A 16169-nucleotide genomic window follows, 5' to 3' on the forward strand; every position below is an offset into this window, starting at 1 on the left:
GTTTCAGGCGCTCGTGGTGAGCGCGACTGTGCTACCCGGCAACGGGGCAAGAGGTGCCCCCTCACGCAGAGCTCGGGTATGACGGTTCTCCGCGAACGGTAGGCCGAGGTTTCCGCGCAAAGTGTTGTGTTCGTAGTCCTCTCGGACGACACCACGTTCGCGAAGAATCGGAAGTACCTCACCGACGAAGCGGCGGAACTGATCGGGATGGCCGATATGGATGTTGACCCCGTCCAGGGCGTATCCGTCGAGCCAGCGCTGCAGTTCGTTCGCGACCGTCTCTGCGCTGCCGGTGAACGGCGATGTCCTGGGCGCGCTGAGCGCTTCCACCGTCTGCCGCAATGTCAAGCCACGATCTGCAGCGAGCTCGGAGATCTTCTTCGCCTGGGTGTAAAAGCTTCGCTCGGCATGCTGCAATGCTTCGACCGGGAAGGGTGCGTCGAGATCGTACTGACCGAAGTCATGCCAGCCGAACGGACGTCCCAATTCACGCAAGGACTTTCCGAAGTCGTTGTCCGCAAGCTGGGTAACCCGTTCGATCTCCAGCGCTTCGTCATCGGTGTCACCGACGGTGACTGACACTCCCGGCAGAACTACAAGTTCTTCCGGGTCACGCCCGAATGCGACTGCGCGCGACTTGATGTCTGCGTAAAACGCGGCTCCGGCTTCGAAACTCGCTGCATGCGTGAAGATTCCCTCGCCGACCCGAGCTCCGAGATCGCGACCCTGATCGGAATCACCCGCCTGGAAGATGACGGGTTGCCCCTGCCTCGACCGCTCGATATTGAGCGGGCCGGTCACGGAGAAATACTCGCCTCGGTGATCGAGCGAGTGCAGCTTGCTCGGATCCAGGAATTGCCTGGATGCTCGATCACGCGGAAATGCATTGTCCTCGTACGAATCCCACAACGCCTTCACGACCTCGACATGTTCGAGGGCACGTCCGTAACGAGTGGCGTAGTCGTAGTGCTCATCGAGTCCGTAATTCCCGGCGGTGCCGGCATCTCCACTGGTGACGACGTTCCAGCCGGCACGCCCACGACTGATCAGATCCAGCGACGAGAGTCGACGCGCCAGGTTGAACGGCTGATTGAACGAAGTGGTCAGCGTGCCGACCAATCCGATGTGTTCGGTCGACACGGCCAACGCCGATAACAATGTCAACGGCTCCAGTCGATTGAGGTAGTGCGGCGGCGAGTCCTCGGTGATGAACTGGCTGTCCACGATGAAGACCAGATCGAACTTCGCCTCCTCTGCCAGTCGCGCGTACTTGACGTACCAGTCGACGTCGACGCTCGCGTCTCCCGGAATCTCGGGGTCCAGCCATGTGTACGGATGCCCGGGTCCGCCGGTCGGAGTGAGGACCGCACCCAACTTCAGTTGCCGTCTCGTCATATTCTTGCTCCTTGATTGCAAGTATCTGCCTCGGTCGTTGTGTGAAGTGTATGGAGCAATCAGAGCTGTGCAGAGTATTAAACTCGCCATGTTCAAAACATATTCGGTATGTTGCGCAATGATTTTGAACAAAAGTTCTATCAGTCGAAGAATTCGCGGGACGACTCGGCGACGGCTCCGGCGACGATGTCGGCGAGCTGACCGATCTGCTCTCGGTCGTCCGGTAGTTGAGTGGCCGACAAACGCAACAACTGCCGCTCCGGCGCCTCTACGAACGAACGTGATCCGGCACCGACCGAGATACCTTGCCTGGCCAATGCCACCAGCGCGGCGGTCTCGTCGGATACTGTCACCCACACCACCAGACTGTGCGGTCCGGCGAATGCCTCTATCCCACGGTCGATCAGCGCATTCAACAGTGATGTTCGTCTGGACGCGTAACGCTCGTGCGCAACGGATACCGCACGAGCGGCATCAGCACTGCCGATCAGATGCGCAAGAGTGTTCTGCAGGATCCGGCTGTTGGAACCGACACCGTGACTTCGCATCTTCATGGCCCGGTCCAGCAATTCTCGCGAGCCGCCGAGCACCGACGTACGAACGTCGATTCCATATGCCTTACAGTAACTGCGAATTCGAACCACTCGATCCGGAAGTTCACCTCCGAGAGAAGGTGGTAACACGGGATCGAGTGGCCCGATCGAGTCGTCCTCGACCACCCATACCGCCGGATGACGCCGGAGAACGTCGGCAAGCTCCACGATGCGCTGCGTGGTGACGGAATGTTGCACGGCGAACGGCGCGCCGGGTTGGAAACACGAAAGCCACCGCGCCGGCCGCCAATGCCGCGCCGAGGGCTTCCGGTTTCGGCCCGTCACTGTCGGCACCGACCCCGATTGCCTCGAGTCCCAGGTCACGAATGGTGTCGAGAACACCGGGGCCGAGCGGCTCGTCCACCGCCACGATCGAGCCACGCGGAGCTGCGGCCTCCACCGCCAACAGCAGCGCCTCCGTGCCGCCTCCTGCCGTCGCCCATGCTTCCGGATCGAATGGCCAACACGAGGTGACGGCATCACGCAAACGCTCTGTCATGAGTTCACGGCCGAAGACGTTCAACGTCTCTGCGTTCAGACTCGACAACAGCGCCTCGGACAGCGACGGCTGCAAAGTGATGTCCGGGGCGTTCTGTGCGAGATCCACACCACGCCAGTCGGGAATACCACGCTCGGGCACAGTGTCTCGTGGTGGAAGGACCACAGTTCCGCCACGTCTGCGCGTCTGGACGAATCCCTGTTCCTGCAACCGCCCCCAGGCGCCGACGATCGCACCGACACTCAGGTCCGACGACTGCGACAGTGCCCGCACCGTCGGAAGACGGTCACCGGCGACGAGTTCACCCGATCGGATGAGATCGGCGACGGCCTCGGCCAGATTCTCTGCCTGCCCGACACGTTCCAACAACCAGTGCGGAGCAATCGATTCCGTCTCCGATACCGCCGACATCGCAGAACCTTTCGTTCGATATCCGATACCCGTCCCGTCACCGGTAAGGGTCGAGTCCAAGACTCAGAGACTCAGTGCAACGGCCGGATCACGGACGACGACAACCGGTCGGCCGGGCAGACGAAGACGCTCGAGGAATTCGACGACGGCAGCGGCGACCGAGCGATGAGAAACGTCGTTGAGGATGTCGTGACGCCCCTCGTGCACGACGGCGATCTGCGTATCGGGTAACTCGGCAACGAGGGCCAGCACTTCCGCCGCCGGGCTGAGCTGGTCCGCACTGCCGTGCACGACGAGCGTGGGAACCGTGACTCGAGTGAGTGATTCGGTGGTTGCAACAGTCGCCGCATCGCCTAGATGTCCGGGATCCAGGGCACCCACGGACGTCAGAACACCGCGGTGTACCGGGCATGCGGAGCGGATCTCGAGCTCGCGCTCCCAGTCCGACGTCAATGTGTCGGTGCCGGTGACCAGCAGTCCGGCCGCCACTACCCCATCCACTGCCGAGTATCTCGCGGCAGCGTCGAGCGCAGCCAGCGCCCCGGTATCCGAGCCGATCACGGTGAGGGGCACATCGCCGGCCGCATCTTCGATGGCGTGTTCGACGGCGTCGGCGTCGTTCTCCACTACGGCAACGCGGTATCCGTCGAACGCTATCCGCCGTGCGAACCGGCCGTACACGTCTGCGTGCTCGCCGCGACCGGCGATGACGATCACCGAGCCTCGGGCGTTAGCTTCGGGATTCAGCCAGTCGGTGCTCACGTTTACCTCAATCGAGTGTTGTTCACAGGTTTACAGCGTCACCTTGACTCACCCGATCGACCGGAACAAGACTAACGCTCGAGTAGAACAAAACCGGTGCGCCCGGGCCAGTGATCGTGTTTTGTACCGAACATATTCTTTTGTGTTGATCAGCAATGCCTCAGACGTATCGACGAAGGGACAGACACACCGATGCCCGAGACCACAGGGTTCGCGACTCGCCAAGTCCGTGCCGGCTATCAAGTCGGAACGCCGCAGAACACCGCGATCCCGCCGATCTACCAGTCGGTTGCCTACAACTTCGAGAGCTTCGAGCAGGCGCGTGAGATATTCTCTCTGCGCCGGACGGGGAATCTATACAGCCGCACCGGGAACCCCACCCAGGCTGTGTTCGAGAAACGTCTCGCCGAACTAGACGGTGGTGTCGCGGCGCTGGCTACCGGCTCCGGACAGTCCGCCGTGGCAGTTGCCCTGCTGACTCTCGCCAAAACGGGTCAGCACATCGTCGCCGCCAAGCAGCTGTACGGCGGAACAGTCGACCTGTTGACCGACTTGTTCGCGGACTTCGGAATCGACGTCACACTCGTCGATCAGGATGATCTCGCAGCGTGGCGTGCGGCAGCTCGCCCCGAGACCCGGGCCTTCTTCGCCGAGTCGATCGGCAATCCGGTCGCCTCGGTCCTCGACGTCCAGGCCGTCGCGGACATCGCCCACGAGGTGGGTGTGCCATTTATCGTCGACAACACCATTGCCACTCCGTATCTGCAACGGCCGAAGGATTTCGGCGCCGATGTCACGGTGTACTCGGCCACCAAATTCATCGGCGGTCACGGAACCTCTCTCGGCGGCGTCATCGTCGATCTCGGAACCTTCGACTTCGGCGCCGAACCGGAGCGGTGGACGCAGTTCACCGAGCCGTATCCTCGGGTCGGCGACCTCGTCCTCTGGGACGAGTTCGGCCGCGAGCGCAGCGCCTTCCTCGTCTACGCGAAGACGAAGATCGTCCACGATCTCGGTCCGTCTCTGTCACCGTTCAATTCGTTCCAGCTGCTTCAGGGATTGGAAACTTTGGATCTGCGGCTCGAACGCCAGGTGGATTCGGCGCTGACCATTGCGCGGTTCCTCGAGAACCACCCTGCCGTCTCCAAGGTCAATTATCCTGGTCTCGAAAGCAATCGGTGGCATGAAGCAGCCCAACGCTATCTGCCGCGCGGCGCCGGTTCGGTGTTCTCCTTCGAACTGGCCGTAGACGACGACGCGAAGGTCGAGACGTTCGTCGACTCACTGAACCTGTTTGCCATCGTCGCCAACATCGGTGACGCCCGCTCGCTGGTGGTGCATCCTGCCACCACGACACACAGCCATTTGAGCGACACCCAGCTCGATGACGCCGGATTCGGCTATCGGACCATCCGATTGTCGATCGGACTCGAGAGCGTGGACGACCTCGTCGGCGATCTGACAGCATCGCTCGACGCCATCACGGAGGAATGACATGCACTTCGGCTACTGGACACCCATCTACGGCGGATTCCTCCGCAACCTCGGTGACGAGGGGATGCCCGCTACGTGGAACTACGTCAAGAAACTCTCGCAGCAGGCCGACCGTCTCGGCTATCACACCACTCTGGTCCCAGAGCTGTACCTCAACGACCGTAAAGGAGTCCAAGCGCCCAGCCTCGAAGCTTGGTCACTGTCTTCGGCAATACTTGCAGTCACCGAACATCTTCGGGTGATGACTGCCGTGCGGCCGGGATTCCACCTCCCGGCCGTGACGGCGAAGGAATCGGCGACCATTTCCGACATCGGCGGCCTGACCGAGGCCGGTGCAGCTCGATTCGCACTCAATGTCGTTGCCGCGTGGTGGGAAGAAGAAGCTCGCCAGTACGGCGGCGCCTTCACTCGACACGACGACCGCTACCGCCAAGCCACCGAATTCGTCGACGTTCTCCGCGGGCTCTGGGAGCAGACGCCGTTCACCTATTCGGGTGACCATTTCTCGGTGCAGAATTCGATTCTGTCGCCGAAACCTGACGTCCACCCGCCGATCTTCGCGGGCGGCGAGAGCGAAAGCGGTCGTGAGTCGATAGCGACGTTCGCCGACTCGTACGTCCTCCATGGCGGAACCGTCGAGGAGGTGGGAACGAAGATCGCTGACATGAATGCTCGATCGCAGCGAATTCACCAGCGGGACATGGCCGAATTCGGGATGTCCACCTACGTCATCGTGCGCGACACCGAAGCCGAGGCCCGCAAGGAACTCGAACGGATCACCACCGTCGACCCGCAGTCCCCCGGGTACGCGTCCTTCGAGGAGTTCGTCCAGAACTCCGAACTCGACGTCGAACTGTCCAAGCGCGAGTACTCTGTCGGCACCCGCGGGCTGCGCCCCGATCTGGTCGGCACCGCCGAGCAGGTGGCCGAGAAGATCCGCGCCTACCAGGATGCCGGCCTCACCTTGTTGCTCATCCAGTGCTCGCCCGCACACGAAGAACTCGAACGTATTGCCACCGAGGTCTTCCCGCTGGTTCCGGAAGTGGCCCGAACAAGCTCCTAGCCTGTCGTTTTCTTCTCAGGACGACAGAGATCGTGTCGAGCTGAATACCGGACCGCTAGTGTTGGCGACATGGGGCAGGTTCTTGCTGGTCGTTACGAGCTCGTCGACCTACTCGGAGGAGGTGGCGGTGGCGACGTATGGCGGACCTGGGATCATCGGGAGCGTCGATACGTGGCCGCCAAGGTGTTACGTCAGGTGGACGCCGCAAGCCTGCTGAGGTTCATGCGAGAGCAAGCTTGTCGAATCGAACATCCACACGTTCTCACTCCGATCGGTTGGGCCGGTGAAGACGATCGGGTGCTGTTCACGATGCCGATCGTCACCGGTGGATCAGCAGCCACCCTGCTCGGTGACTTCGGCCCGCTACCCGCTCCGTGGGTCGCCAGAATCCTGGACCAGACGTTGGCGGCGTTGGTCCCGATTCACGATGCCGGGCTGGTGCATCGAGATGTGAAACCGGCAAATCTGCTGCTCGACGCCACAGGGCGGGCGGAACCGCGGATCCGCTTGTCGGATTTCGGCATTGCCGCACGTGTCGGAGATCCTCGTCTGACCGGGACGGCGGCGTTGCTCGGCACGCTGGGTTACCTTCCACCGGAAGCAATACAGGGCCACACCGAGCCGACCCCGGCAATGGACTTGTTCGCTGTCGGCGTGGCGGGGCTGGAGTTGAGTACCGGTCGACAGAGTCGGGGCGCTTTGAGCGCAGCGGTGCCCGAGTCACTCACTCTGTTACTGCTGCATCTCACCAACACGGATCCGAAACACCGTCCACACTCGGCAGCCGCCGCCCGCGCCGAACTGCATGCCACCGGTTTGGTTCACACACCTCTTGCACCATTCGAGGTGGAGGTCTTCGATCAGATACCGCCGTTCCCCCCGGGTTGGGGTGAATTCGGTCCGTCCACGCAGAGTTCCGAGCATGTGTCCATCGCGTCCGCGGGAACTCGTCGGCCATGGCCGGTACTGCCGATAATCGGTGTGCTTGCCGGATCGGGACTGTTGGTGGCTGCTCTGACCCTCGCATGGGGTTAGTCACGGCCGGACGGTTCGGATCGTAGGGTTGTGCCGCCGTAGGTGCTCGGCAGCGTCGTGTACGGACCCGAGTCCGTACACTCGGAGCAATTCGGCCAGCCTCGGTTGGGTCGGACCGAGCAATTCGGCCGCAGCACGCAGTTCGCACCCGGAAGCCAATTCACGCAGTAAGTTTCGAATCACGACGGCATCACGCGTGAAATCCTCGGCGCTCGAGTCGGGTGAACCTTCGGTCGTGGTGGCCGCTTCCGTATCACTGCGACTCAGGTGCCCGGTGACGGCGCGTATTCGGTCGAGTTGCGAGATTGCGGCAGCGAGCTCGACGCGTCCGCTGCGAACACGCTCGACGAGCAGCGTGAGTTCGTCCATCCGTTGCAGTACCGCTGGATTGCCGATTTTGACTCGTCGACCGCTACCCAACTGCGACAGCATCGGAGCCGAGAGTCCCAGGACAGACGCCAATCGGGCCTGACTCAGACCCAGCGTGTCCATGGTGCGCCGAAAACCGTCGTACAACGGCTCACCGTAGAGCTTGCGCTGTGCCACAAGATTACGAGTGATCTGATCTTGCTCCATTCACACCCTCTCGTTTGCTGTTGTGAACGATGCCCGAGTGTAGTCGTGGTGTGAACGTTGTGAATGCAGCACTTTTGCATCGCCATTGACTTTGCAGTAACGACGTTCTAACTTTGCATTTGCAAATGTTTCCGTGGGGGGAGTGTTCATGAACTGGATTTCCAGGACGACACGTCGCATGACGGTCGCAGCACTGGCGCTGTGCATCGGCATACAAGCGATACTGATGCTGCAACCGGCCGCGGCCGATCCCATCGGCAATTCCACAACCGAGACAAATGCGAAGTTGGTACTGACACTCGATGCCTCCGGTTCGATGCTCGAACGCGACGCGGGCGGACAAACCCGCATCGCGGCCGCACGGTCCGCACTCGGCACGGTGATCGACGGTCTGGCCGCGAACCAGCAGGTGGGATTGCGGGTGTTCGGGGCAACCGTGTCCGACGGGTCGTCACCTGACGCCTGCACGGACAGTCAACTTCTCGTTCCCATCGCCGGAGACAATCGGGCACAGCTGAAAACCGCAGCGGGATCGTACGAACCGTTGGGGCAGACCCCGATCGGCTACGCCCTGCGTCAAGCAACCGACGATCTCGGTTCCAGCGGCCAACGCTCGATCCTGCTGGTATCCGACGGCGAATCCACATGCGCTCCGGAACCGTGCGAGGTGGCTCGCGAATTGTCCTTGCAGGGAATCGATTTGATGATCAATGTGGTCGGACTCAATGTAGACGGCGCCGCTCGCGAACAACTTCAATGCATCGCCAGATCCGGTAACGGCTCGTATTTCGATGCACAGGATACCGATTCGTTGGTCCAGGTACTTTCCGCGATGACAGTTCGCGCCTTCGAACCGTTTGCGATCACCGGACAACCGGTGACCGGTACACCGACACGCAACGGAGCGCCGACGCTTTCCGACGGCGGGCAGTACACCGACACTTTGCGAGCGGGTGAAGAAATTGTTCATTACCTGCTCACACGCAAAACTCCAGGCTCGTCGCTGCACGTAGGGTTCACGGCACTGCCCTCGACGAAGGTGTACGGACAGGCCGGTCTGCATCTGGAAACCCTCAGTGGGAAGAGTTGCGCCTGGGACTACCCCATGGGCACTCCGGGCGGATCGTGGTCGTTGCTGAGCGGGGCCTTGGTCGCGTGGTCTCTCGACCCTTCGAACAACTGCGTGGCCGACGACCAATTGGTGCTCACCGTCGAGACGACGAAGTGGGGCGACGGTGCCGCCGGTACACCGTTCGAGCTACTGGTGACGGAAGAACCTCCGCTCGCGCCGGGGCAGACGTTGCCCGACAAGGTGACCGACGCTCAGAATTGGACCTCCACCTCGCCGGACGACGGCGCAAACGGTTCGGTGCGAGCAGGATCGAGCGCAAATGCGCCGACCCCGCTCGCACCAGGTTCCTACACCGGCAACGTGCTGCCAGGAGAACAACAGTTCTTCGGAGTCGATCTGGACTGGGGGCAGGAACTTCGAGTGAACACACGCCTCGATCCCCTCGATCCTCGAGCGAAGCAACCGAGTGCGGCGACCTCCACGAACGTGAGGCTGAACGTGGTGAGCCCGATGCGCGGCGCGGCAGTTCCCAACCTTGTCGGCTCCAGAAGCCCCCAGGCCGCTGTGACGGTCAACGGTGGGAAGGTCGCCACGATCGGCACTCCCCCCGTTCGATGGATGAACCGCGACGACATCACCGGCGGTAGAACGTATCTGCCGGGTAGATACATCGTCACGCTGGCGGCCGACGCCGTCGAGGACACCTTCGAGATTCCGTACACTCTCACCGTCGAAGTAGTGGGCCGAGCCGGGGAAGGCGCCCCGCAGTACATCGCTGGAGCCACTGGGACCGGCGCCCCGTCCGACACCCCGAACACGGCCGCTCGGTCCGCGGGAACCACTGAAGCGGCTGCGGAAGATTCCGCGAGCAAACCTCGGTGGGCATTGATCGGCGGACTGGCACTCGGCGGCGTGATCCTCCTGGGAGCGGGTGCATGGGGCCTGTTGAGCCGTCGCCACACCAACCGCTGAACGCCGTGAACACAATTCAGCCCGCGCGACACCTGTTTTCCTGCAAGACTCTTCGAGTCAGAGCCCACAGGAGCAACCCGATCGAGAGGATGGCCAAGAGGGGCTGGATCGGCTCGAAGTACTGCATCGCACCGGCCGACCCCAGAGCCAGTAACACCAGCTTGTTGCACACCGGGCAGCCGACGGCGAAGAAGGTCAGTACCGTTCCCGCCATGCCCCTACCGCTCCGCTCGCGATCGCGCGGAATCGGCGAGGCCACGTAGGTCGCCACCAGAAGCCCGGTCAGGACGGCACTGACGATCAGCACAGGATGCGACCACCAGGTAGGTGGAACTTCCCGAGTGAAGTACGGGGTGTCGATCAGATCGGTAGGAATCGCGACTACGACGTAGACGATCACTGCTACGGCAGCGGTGACCGACCAACGCCTGCTGGTCCAACTGCGCAACCCGTCGGCGAAGAGCGCCATCTGCGTACCGATCATCGTCTGCTCTCGCGTCGTCGGAGGTTCGAAGTATGAAAAGCATAGGTCACTGCTGTGGTAGCGAGAACGACTACCGCTGCCACACCGAACCAGAGATTCGATATGCCGGAGGAGCTTTCGACAACCCAGGACTCGGTCCGGTATTGCGCGTCGACGGTCAGAATTCCGCCGAGTGACGCCGTCCCCTGCGTCGCGAGCAGCAGCACACCGATCGCGATCGACAACAGGCCGGACACCACCATCGAGACAGAGTTCTCCCAACGGCCGACGCGGATCCAGCGCGGTCGCATCCAGACCCGACTGCCGAGCTGAAGCCGCTCCCATACGAGCGCGAGCAGCCCGAGCGGAAGTGCCATACCCAGCGCGAAGATCGCGAGCATGATGCCGCCGTACAGTGGGTTCGCCCCCGCGGCGGCAACGGTGAGTACCGAACCGAGTATCGGACCGGCACATGCTCCGGCCACCCCGTACACCGAACCGAGAACGAATACCGAGACGGCCGACGTACCTTCACCTCCCGAACCCCGGCGAAGCCAGGGGATGTCGATTCCCGCGACCTGCACGGCACCGATCACGATCACGATCGTTGCCGCCGTCGTCACGAGAGCGGTCCGGTTGTCGGTGACGAGCGAGCCGAAGACACCGGCGAGCAGACCCAGGGGAACGAGTGTCACGACAAGGCCGAGATAGAACATCGCCGTGCGGTTCAGTAACTTGGTGGGACTCGAGAAAGCGTACGCGAAGAATGCCGGGAGCAGCATGACCGAGCACGGGCTCAGCAACGTGAGAACGCCACCGAGAAATGCTCCGATATATCCGATGTCCACGCTACTTCGCCCCGTCCGTCCGCGAGGTTTTTGCGAGCTCACCGTCAATGATCTGGCGGAATACGCTCAGCGGCTGGGCACCCATCACCGGCGTCTCGTTGACCAAGAAAATCGGTGTGCTGGAGACACCGATCTGCTTGCCCTCCAGGTAATCCGCCCGGACCCGATCGAGAAGGCCCGGCTCTTCCAGATCCCGCACGAACCGGTCCAGGTCGGGAACGTTCACCTCCCGCGCGAATTCGACCAGCCGCGACGTAGGGAAGTCCGGGTGCCCGCGCTCGGGAGCACCAGCGAAGAGCGCCGTGTGATACTCCCAGAACAGCCCTTGCTCGCCTGCCGCTCGGGTTGCAACCGCTGCACCGATGGATTCTTCACCGAAAATCGGGAAGTCGCGCCACTCGAAGCGAACCTTGCCGTCGTCGATGTAGTCGGCGACGATCGTCGGGAGCGTGTTGCGGTCGAACACGCCACAGAACGGGCACCGATAGTCGGCGTATTCCACGATGACAACCGGCGCATCGACGGCTCCCAGCGCGGTCATGTCGTCGGCGATTCTGCGACCGGGATCGAAGTCGGACGTCGAGTTGTCCTGCGCCGTGGACGTGACGGGCTCGTCCGTGGGCGCGACGGACTCGGACCGCCCGGCGAAGATCATCACTGCGACCAGGACCGCCGCCCCCGCAAGTGCCGCCCACACGATTGTCGCGCGTCTGGGCCGTATCGCGGTCGCGACGGTTCGCGAATCGGGTTTCTCTGATCGAATCATGTTTGTACCTGCAAGCTCTCGGCAGTGCCGGCTGATCCACCATGCCTGAAAACGGCAGCACGAATCGACACCGGACTAGGTGATCGGGACGACGTGTCGCACTATGTATTCCGCACCAGGTACTCACCTGGGGGATTACCGTGTGCGGCGATCACATCACCTTCGAGAGATGCAGAGCTCCTGCAGAGTGGGAGCTGTCGGCCGATTCGTACTGCGCTGCAATGATTCCCGCAGCGGCTGCGTCGGACCGGTGTCATGGGACACCCGGACGACGGATTCTGCGCCGCTCGAGAGCGCTACGCCGCGAAAGACCTGGTTCTCGGCTGCAGGCTCGTCGTTGCCACCACACTTGACCGTTTTCGCATCGACCAACTCCGTGGGGCCCGTTTCACCGTCGGCAACCGGCGCTATCGCAATCTCAGTCGATACGGTGCCGGTACTTGCCGTGTCGAATGCGGTGACAGTGTCAGCGTGTGACGCCGCGATGCAGGCCATACCGATCACACTCGAGATCACGAGCAGAGCGAGCGCGAGGGCCGCAGCGGTGAACGTCGGCTTGGCGCCGAGCCGAGAAGGGGCGCGAAGACGCACGTTCACCCCTCTGCGAGTCGGTTCGGACAGTTGACCGAACTGTATCAGCCGCCCGCGGCCCTCCTGTCACCTCACAAACCGAGAAGCTCCGTGGAGAGGTTCCACAGACGAGAAGCGGCGTCCGCGTCCAGGGCGTGAGGACGCACACCGTGATCAGCGGTGGGATCTTGCGTCACCACTGCCTCGTTGTTGTCCTCGAAGTACCGGCCGGTCACGCCCTCCACCAGCGGCGACGCCGCGAGGAGAACGGTTGTGGATGCGCCCTGCTCCACTGTCTTCCAGCCGTCGTAGTTGTCGAAGAGTTCCTGCGCAGCGGCGCTGGTCTGGTGCCGCTGCAGGTTGGTACGAATACCGCCGGGCATGAGCGCGTTCGCCGTGATCGCGTCGCCGGCCCACCGCTTGGAGGCTTCCACGGCGAACAAGACGTTCGCGGTCTTGGACTGGCCGTAAGCAGACCACTCCTCATACGGACGATGTTCGAAATCTATGTCGTCGAACACGACCGGCGACATACGATGAGCATTCGAGCTGACGGACACGATCCGAGCGCCGCCCGCAGCGGCGAGCGCATCGTGCAAGCCCAGCGCGAGCTGGAAGTGGCCGAGATGATTGGTGGCGAACTGCAGTTCCCAGCCTTCCGGGCTACGACGCAGTTCCGGCAATGCCATGATTCCGGCGTTGTTCACCAAGATGTGCAGGGGTCCGTCCCATCGCTCGACGAATCCGTCGATGGATGCGCGGTCGGTCAGCTCGAGCTCACCGACGAAGACCTTCGGGTTGCCGGTACCTTCGCGGATGTCGGCCGCCGTCTGCTCGCCTGCCGCCAGATTCCGAACTGCGAGAGTTACCTCGGCCCCGGCCGACGCCAGCGCCCTGGCGGTTTCCGCTCCGATACCGGATGCTCCACCGGTCACGATGGCTCGCTTACCCGACAGATCGACTCCGGCGAGAACGTCGTCTGCGGTGGAATCCCTCGTGAACGGGGTGGTGAAACGAGTGGTGTCGCTCATGGACTCTTCCTCTACTTGTCCGGGCCGACTGCCCGCTAAGCTAAACGGAGGAACCTCCGCCTATTGCAGGTTAAGTGGAGATTCCTCCGTTTAGCAACTCGTGCGAAGATGTTTTCTGCAAGCGAACAGCCTTACAGGTGAGCAGGGACGAGGACGACCGATGAGTACGACCGGGGGACGCCCGTTGCGCGCCGACGCGCAACGCAACCGCGATCGACTCCTGACCTCCGCAGTTCGAATGTTCTCCGAACACGGACCGGACGTACCACTCGATGCCGTCGCGAAGGACGCGGGCGTCGGCATCGGCACCCTTTACCGGAACTTCCCCACCCGAGAAAACCTCATCGAAGCTGCCTACCGTAACGAACTCACCCACGTCTGCGAGCAAGCCAACCGCCTCCTGACGACGAAAAACCCTCCAGCAGTGGCTCTTCGAATGTGGATGGACCAGTTCATCGACTACATGACCACCAAAGCCGGTATGGGCGACGCCCTACGAGCCGTCATCGCGGCGGGCGGCGACCCGTATTCGTCCAGTCGCGCGAGACTCGGCGAAGCCGTCACCCTCCTACTTCGAGCTTCGACGAAGGCCGGTTCCATCCGCTCCGACGTCGATCCCGACGACATCCTCCTGTCTCTGAGCGGTATCGCGCTGGCCGCCGGCGCTCCCGAACAACGCGCACAAGCCGACCGCATGCTCGACCTCCTGATGGATGGACTGCGGTACCGCGACACTCCCTGACCCCGATCGCGGCAGAACCGATCACGAGGTATCCGGATCGCCGGGCGGATTTCGAATTGTCAACGGCGCATTACGTGAACGAGCCCCGTGTGAGCACCATGAAACGTGGCGTTGTTCCGAGCGTGACCATCACGACATCACCGAACTGTGTACTTGTTCCAGCGGCAGAACCACTGGCGACGACCGGGTCGTACAGGTAACGCAGGACAACGTCGTCCGATGTCGCCGGACAGTCATCTTCGCCGAGTGGGCGCAACGCCCCTACGTTCAGGAGCTTACCCGTGACCGATATCGATCAGTCCATCGCCGAGAACATCCAGAAGTCATTGGGCGAGATCCCCCATCCTTCGTTACCGAAGGGCAGCAACATCTACGGTTCGACGAAGATCTTCCCGGACTACAAGGCGGAGCACGGCGAATCCTACTTCACCCTGGTTCACGGAATCGCGCACGAGTCGTCGGTCAGTTTCGTGGCCGTCTTGCAGGCAACTCGAGCTCTTCGCAAGGGATTCGAGTCCGCGATCTACTTCTACGGGCCGGGATCTATCAATTGTCTTGCAACACGGGGCTTCCCGACCACCGGTGACAGCGGTTTTCCCGGCGAACAGAACATCAACGACGCGCTGGCGACCTTCATCTCCGAGGGCGGCACCGTATTCGCGTGCCGATTCGGACTGGCACTGCACGGCGGCCGCGAAGAAGACCTCATCGAGGGAGTGATCCCCGCGCACCCCCTCGACGTGCAGGATGCGATCATCCACTATTCCCGCAAGGGTGCCGTCGTCAATTCCACCTACATGGTCTGAAGGCATGATCCATGAGCGATCTCTCCACGCGAATTGACGTAGCAGTACTCGGCATTCGCTCACTGCACGTTCCCGTGACCCGCACTTCCGGAGCAGGGCCCAGCGATGACGGGCACGTGCTGATCGGCGGGATCGCAGGTGCGATCCCGATCCGCTCCGACAGTCCGTACGAGGTCAGCGGAAACCGTCTGTTGATGAACGGCACGGACATGGGAATCGACATCGAACCGATTCGCCGGCCCCGATTCTACGATCTGGCCACTGCAGACGGAGTGTCGTACGAAAAGATCGCTCGGCTACACGGGACGAACGTTCTCGCGACAACCGTTGTACAAACCTGCATTCGATATGATCCGGCACAACGCTGCCGCTTCTGCTCGATCGAGGAGTCGCTGCGGGCCGACTCCACTATCGCGGTGAAACGCCCGGAACAGCTGGCCGAAGTCGCCGAGGCGGCGGTGCGCCTGGACGACGTCACCCAGATGATCATGACTACCGGCACCTCCGCCGCGAAGGATCGCGGCGCGCGCCACCTCGCCAGATGTGTCGCAGCCGTGAAAGCTGTAGCGCCGCAGCTTGCCATCCAAGTTCAATGCGAACCGCCCGGAGACCTCGCGACCATCACCGACCTGTACGAGGCCGGCGCGGACTCCATCGGCATCCACGTCGAGTCCTTGGACGACGAGGTCCGTCGACGCTGGATGCCGGGCAAGGCAACCGTGCCGCTCGACGAGTATCGGAGTGCCTGGCGCGAAGCCGTGCGAGTATTCGGCCGAAACCAGGTTTCCACCTACCTTCTGGTGGGACTGGGTGAGAATCCCGATGAACTGGTCTTTGGTGCAACAGAACTCATCGAGATGGGAGTGTATCCTTTCGTCGTCCCGTTCCGACCGCTCGCCGGCACCCTCGCAGTTGGTGACGGTGCGCAGGCGCCGGCGCCCTCGCTGCTGGCGGACATCACCTCCAGAGTGGCCGACGCACTTCACGCCGCCGGTATGCGCGGGGCCGATCAGAAGGCCGGGTGCGCCGCCTGCGGCGCCTGCAGCGTCCTTCAGAATGCGGGAGGCTGAC

General features: G+C 62.3%; 17 protein-coding genes. 7 read left to right on the forward strand and 10 right to left on the reverse strand.

Features of this window, described 5'->3' with window-relative positions; genetic code table 11:
* Positions 1 to 3: 3 nt before the first annotated feature.
* The 4 genes from ABH922_RS22340 to ABH922_RS22355 all read right to left on the reverse strand — a co-directional run bounded on the left by ABH922_RS22340 (position 4) and on the right by ABH922_RS22355 (position 3660).
* On the reverse strand, positions 4 to 1395 hold the full coding sequence (locus ABH922_RS22340) for an LLM class flavin-dependent oxidoreductase (RefSeq protein WP_424808999.1): 1392 nt from the start codon (positions 1393 to 1395) through the stop codon (positions 4 to 6).
* Between the two features lie 140 nt (positions 1396 to 1535).
* Complete coding sequence (locus tag ABH922_RS22345) at positions 1536 to 2156, reverse strand: aminotransferase class I/II-fold pyridoxal phosphate-dependent enzyme (protein ID WP_424809000.1); 621 nt, start codon at positions 2154 to 2156, stop codon at positions 1536 to 1538.
* The gene (locus ABH922_RS22350) at positions 2053 to 2958 is read right to left on the reverse strand and encodes a GntR family transcriptional regulator (protein ID WP_424809001.1); all 906 of its coding nucleotides are present in this window, start codon (positions 2956 to 2958) and stop codon (positions 2053 to 2055) included. Before ABH922_RS22350 ends, ABH922_RS22345 begins: the two co-directional genes overlap by 104 nt.
* A 3-nt stretch (positions 2959 to 2961) precedes the next feature.
* Positions 2962 to 3660 (reverse strand): alpha/beta hydrolase, encoded by a 699-nt coding sequence (locus tag ABH922_RS22355; protein ID WP_424809002.1) that lies wholly within the window; start codon positions 3658 to 3660, stop codon positions 2962 to 2964.
* 192 nt (positions 3661 to 3852) lie between these two features.
* On the opposite strand from ABH922_RS22355, the gene ABH922_RS22360 reads away from it, so the two are divergent.
* The 3 genes from ABH922_RS22360 (at position 3853) to ABH922_RS22370 (ending at position 7252) form a co-directional block, all read left to right on the forward strand.
* A complete protein-coding gene (locus tag ABH922_RS22360) occupies positions 3853 to 5154 on the forward strand; it encodes an O-acetylhomoserine aminocarboxypropyltransferase/cysteine synthase family protein (protein WP_424809003.1) in 1302 nt (433 codons plus the stop codon).
* A gap of 1 nt (position 5155) precedes the next feature.
* Positions 5156 to 6217: an LLM class flavin-dependent oxidoreductase gene (locus tag ABH922_RS22365; protein ID WP_424809004.1), complete on the forward strand. Its 1062-nt coding sequence runs from the start codon at positions 5156 to 5158 to the stop codon at positions 6215 to 6217.
* A 69-nt stretch (positions 6218 to 6286) separates the two neighbouring features.
* Positions 6287 to 7252 carry a serine/threonine-protein kinase gene (locus ABH922_RS22370; RefSeq protein WP_424809005.1) on the forward strand — a complete coding sequence of 322 codons (966 nt, stop codon included), beginning with the start codon at positions 6287 to 6289 and terminating at the stop codon, positions 7250 to 7252.
* On the opposite strand, the gene ABH922_RS22375 is transcribed toward ABH922_RS22370, so the two are convergent.
* Positions 7253 to 7828, reverse strand: a complete 576-nt coding sequence (locus ABH922_RS22375; protein ID WP_424809006.1) for a DNA-binding protein — start codon at positions 7826 to 7828, stop codon at positions 7253 to 7255.
* 178 nt (positions 7829 to 8006) lie between these two features.
* Here ABH922_RS22375 and ABH922_RS22380 point away from each other — a divergent pair, with 178 nt between their 5' ends.
* The gene (locus tag ABH922_RS22380; RefSeq protein ID WP_424809007.1) at positions 8007 to 9872 is read left to right on the forward strand and encodes a vWA domain-containing protein; all 1866 of its coding nucleotides are present in this window, start codon (positions 8007 to 8009) and stop codon (positions 9870 to 9872) included.
* A 16-nt stretch (positions 9873 to 9888) separates the two neighbouring features.
* Here the strand turns inward: ABH922_RS22380 and ABH922_RS22385 are convergent, their stop codons facing one another.
* The 5 genes from ABH922_RS22385 to ABH922_RS22405 all read right to left on the reverse strand — a co-directional run bounded on the left by ABH922_RS22385 (position 9889) and on the right by ABH922_RS22405 (position 13550).
* Positions 9889 to 10356, reverse strand: coding sequence for a hypothetical protein (locus ABH922_RS22385; RefSeq protein ID WP_424809008.1), 468 nt, complete (start codon positions 10354 to 10356; stop codon positions 9889 to 9891).
* Complete coding sequence (locus tag ABH922_RS22390) at positions 10353 to 11183, reverse strand: cytochrome c biogenesis CcdA family protein (protein WP_424809009.1); 831 nt, start codon at positions 11181 to 11183, stop codon at positions 10353 to 10355. Before ABH922_RS22390 ends, ABH922_RS22385 begins: the two co-directional genes overlap by 4 nt.
* A 1-nt stretch (position 11184) precedes the next feature.
* Positions 11185 to 11949, reverse strand: coding sequence for a DsbA family protein (locus ABH922_RS22395; protein ID WP_424809010.1), 765 nt, complete (start codon positions 11947 to 11949; stop codon positions 11185 to 11187).
* A 156-nt stretch (positions 11950 to 12105) separates the two neighbouring features.
* On the reverse strand, positions 12106 to 12540 hold the full coding sequence (locus ABH922_RS22400; protein ID WP_424809011.1) for a hypothetical protein: 435 nt from the start codon (positions 12538 to 12540) through the stop codon (positions 12106 to 12108).
* A gap of 71 nt (positions 12541 to 12611) precedes the next feature.
* The gene (locus ABH922_RS22405; protein WP_424809012.1) at positions 12612 to 13550 is read right to left on the reverse strand and encodes an SDR family NAD(P)-dependent oxidoreductase; all 939 of its coding nucleotides are present in this window, start codon (positions 13548 to 13550) and stop codon (positions 12612 to 12614) included.
* Between the two features lie 160 nt (positions 13551 to 13710).
* On the opposite strand from ABH922_RS22405, the gene ABH922_RS22410 reads away from it, so the two are divergent.
* The 3 genes from ABH922_RS22410 to ABH922_RS22420 all read left to right on the forward strand — a co-directional run bounded on the left by ABH922_RS22410 (position 13711) and on the right by ABH922_RS22420 (position 16168).
* Positions 13711 to 14292 carry a TetR/AcrR family transcriptional regulator gene (locus tag ABH922_RS22410; RefSeq protein WP_424809013.1) on the forward strand — a complete coding sequence of 194 codons (582 nt, stop codon included), beginning with the start codon at positions 13711 to 13713 and terminating at the stop codon, positions 14290 to 14292.
* A 281-nt stretch (positions 14293 to 14573) separates the two neighbouring features.
* Positions 14574 to 15098 (forward strand): MSMEG_0572/Sll0783 family nitrogen starvation response protein, encoded by a 525-nt coding sequence (locus tag ABH922_RS22415; RefSeq protein WP_424809014.1) that lies wholly within the window; start codon positions 14574 to 14576, stop codon positions 15096 to 15098.
* A gap of 11 nt (positions 15099 to 15109) precedes the next feature.
* On the forward strand, positions 15110 to 16168 hold the full coding sequence (locus ABH922_RS22420; protein WP_424809015.1) for an MSMEG_0568 family radical SAM protein: 1059 nt from the start codon (positions 15110 to 15112) through the stop codon (positions 16166 to 16168).
* The last annotated feature ends 1 nt before the right edge of the window (position 16169 follow it).

It is taken from the genome of Rhodococcus sp. 27YEA15 (genome assembly GCF_049739425.1).
Lineage (GTDB): Bacteria > Actinomycetota > Actinomycetes > Mycobacteriales > Mycobacteriaceae > Rhodococcus_F.

Coding starts and splice junctions, on each gene's coding strand:
- ABH922_RS22340 (WP_424808999.1), bottom strand. CDS start 1,395: ATGACGAGACGGCAACTGAAGTTGGGTGCGGTCCTCACTCCGACCGGC.
- ABH922_RS22360 (WP_424809003.1), top strand. CDS start 3,853: ATGCCCGAGACCACAGGGTTCGCGACTCGCCAAGTCCGTGCCGGCTAT.
- ABH922_RS22365 (WP_424809004.1), top strand. CDS start 5,156: ATGCACTTCGGCTACTGGACACCCATCTACGGCGGATTCCTCCGCAAC.
- ABH922_RS22370 (WP_424809005.1), top strand. CDS start 6,287: ATGGGGCAGGTTCTTGCTGGTCGTTACGAGCTCGTCGACCTACTCGGA.
- ABH922_RS22375 (WP_424809006.1), bottom strand. CDS start 7,828: ATGGAGCAAGATCAGATCACTCGTAATCTTGTGGCACAGCGCAAGCTC.
- ABH922_RS22380 (WP_424809007.1), top strand. CDS start 8,007: ATGACGGTCGCAGCACTGGCGCTGTGCATCGGCATACAAGCGATACTG.
- ABH922_RS22385 (WP_424809008.1), bottom strand. CDS start 10,356: ATGATCGGTACGCAGATGGCGCTCTTCGCCGACGGGTTGCGCAGTTGG.
- ABH922_RS22395 (WP_424809010.1), bottom strand. CDS start 11,949: ATGATTCGATCAGAGAAACCCGATTCGCGAACCGTCGCGACCGCGATA.
- ABH922_RS22405 (WP_424809012.1), bottom strand. CDS start 13,550: ATGAGCGACACCACTCGTTTCACCACCCCGTTCACGAGGGATTCCACC.
- ABH922_RS22410 (WP_424809013.1), top strand. CDS start 13,711: ATGAGTACGACCGGGGGACGCCCGTTGCGCGCCGACGCGCAACGCAAC.
- ABH922_RS22420 (WP_424809015.1), top strand. CDS start 15,110: ATGAGCGATCTCTCCACGCGAATTGACGTAGCAGTACTCGGCATTCGC.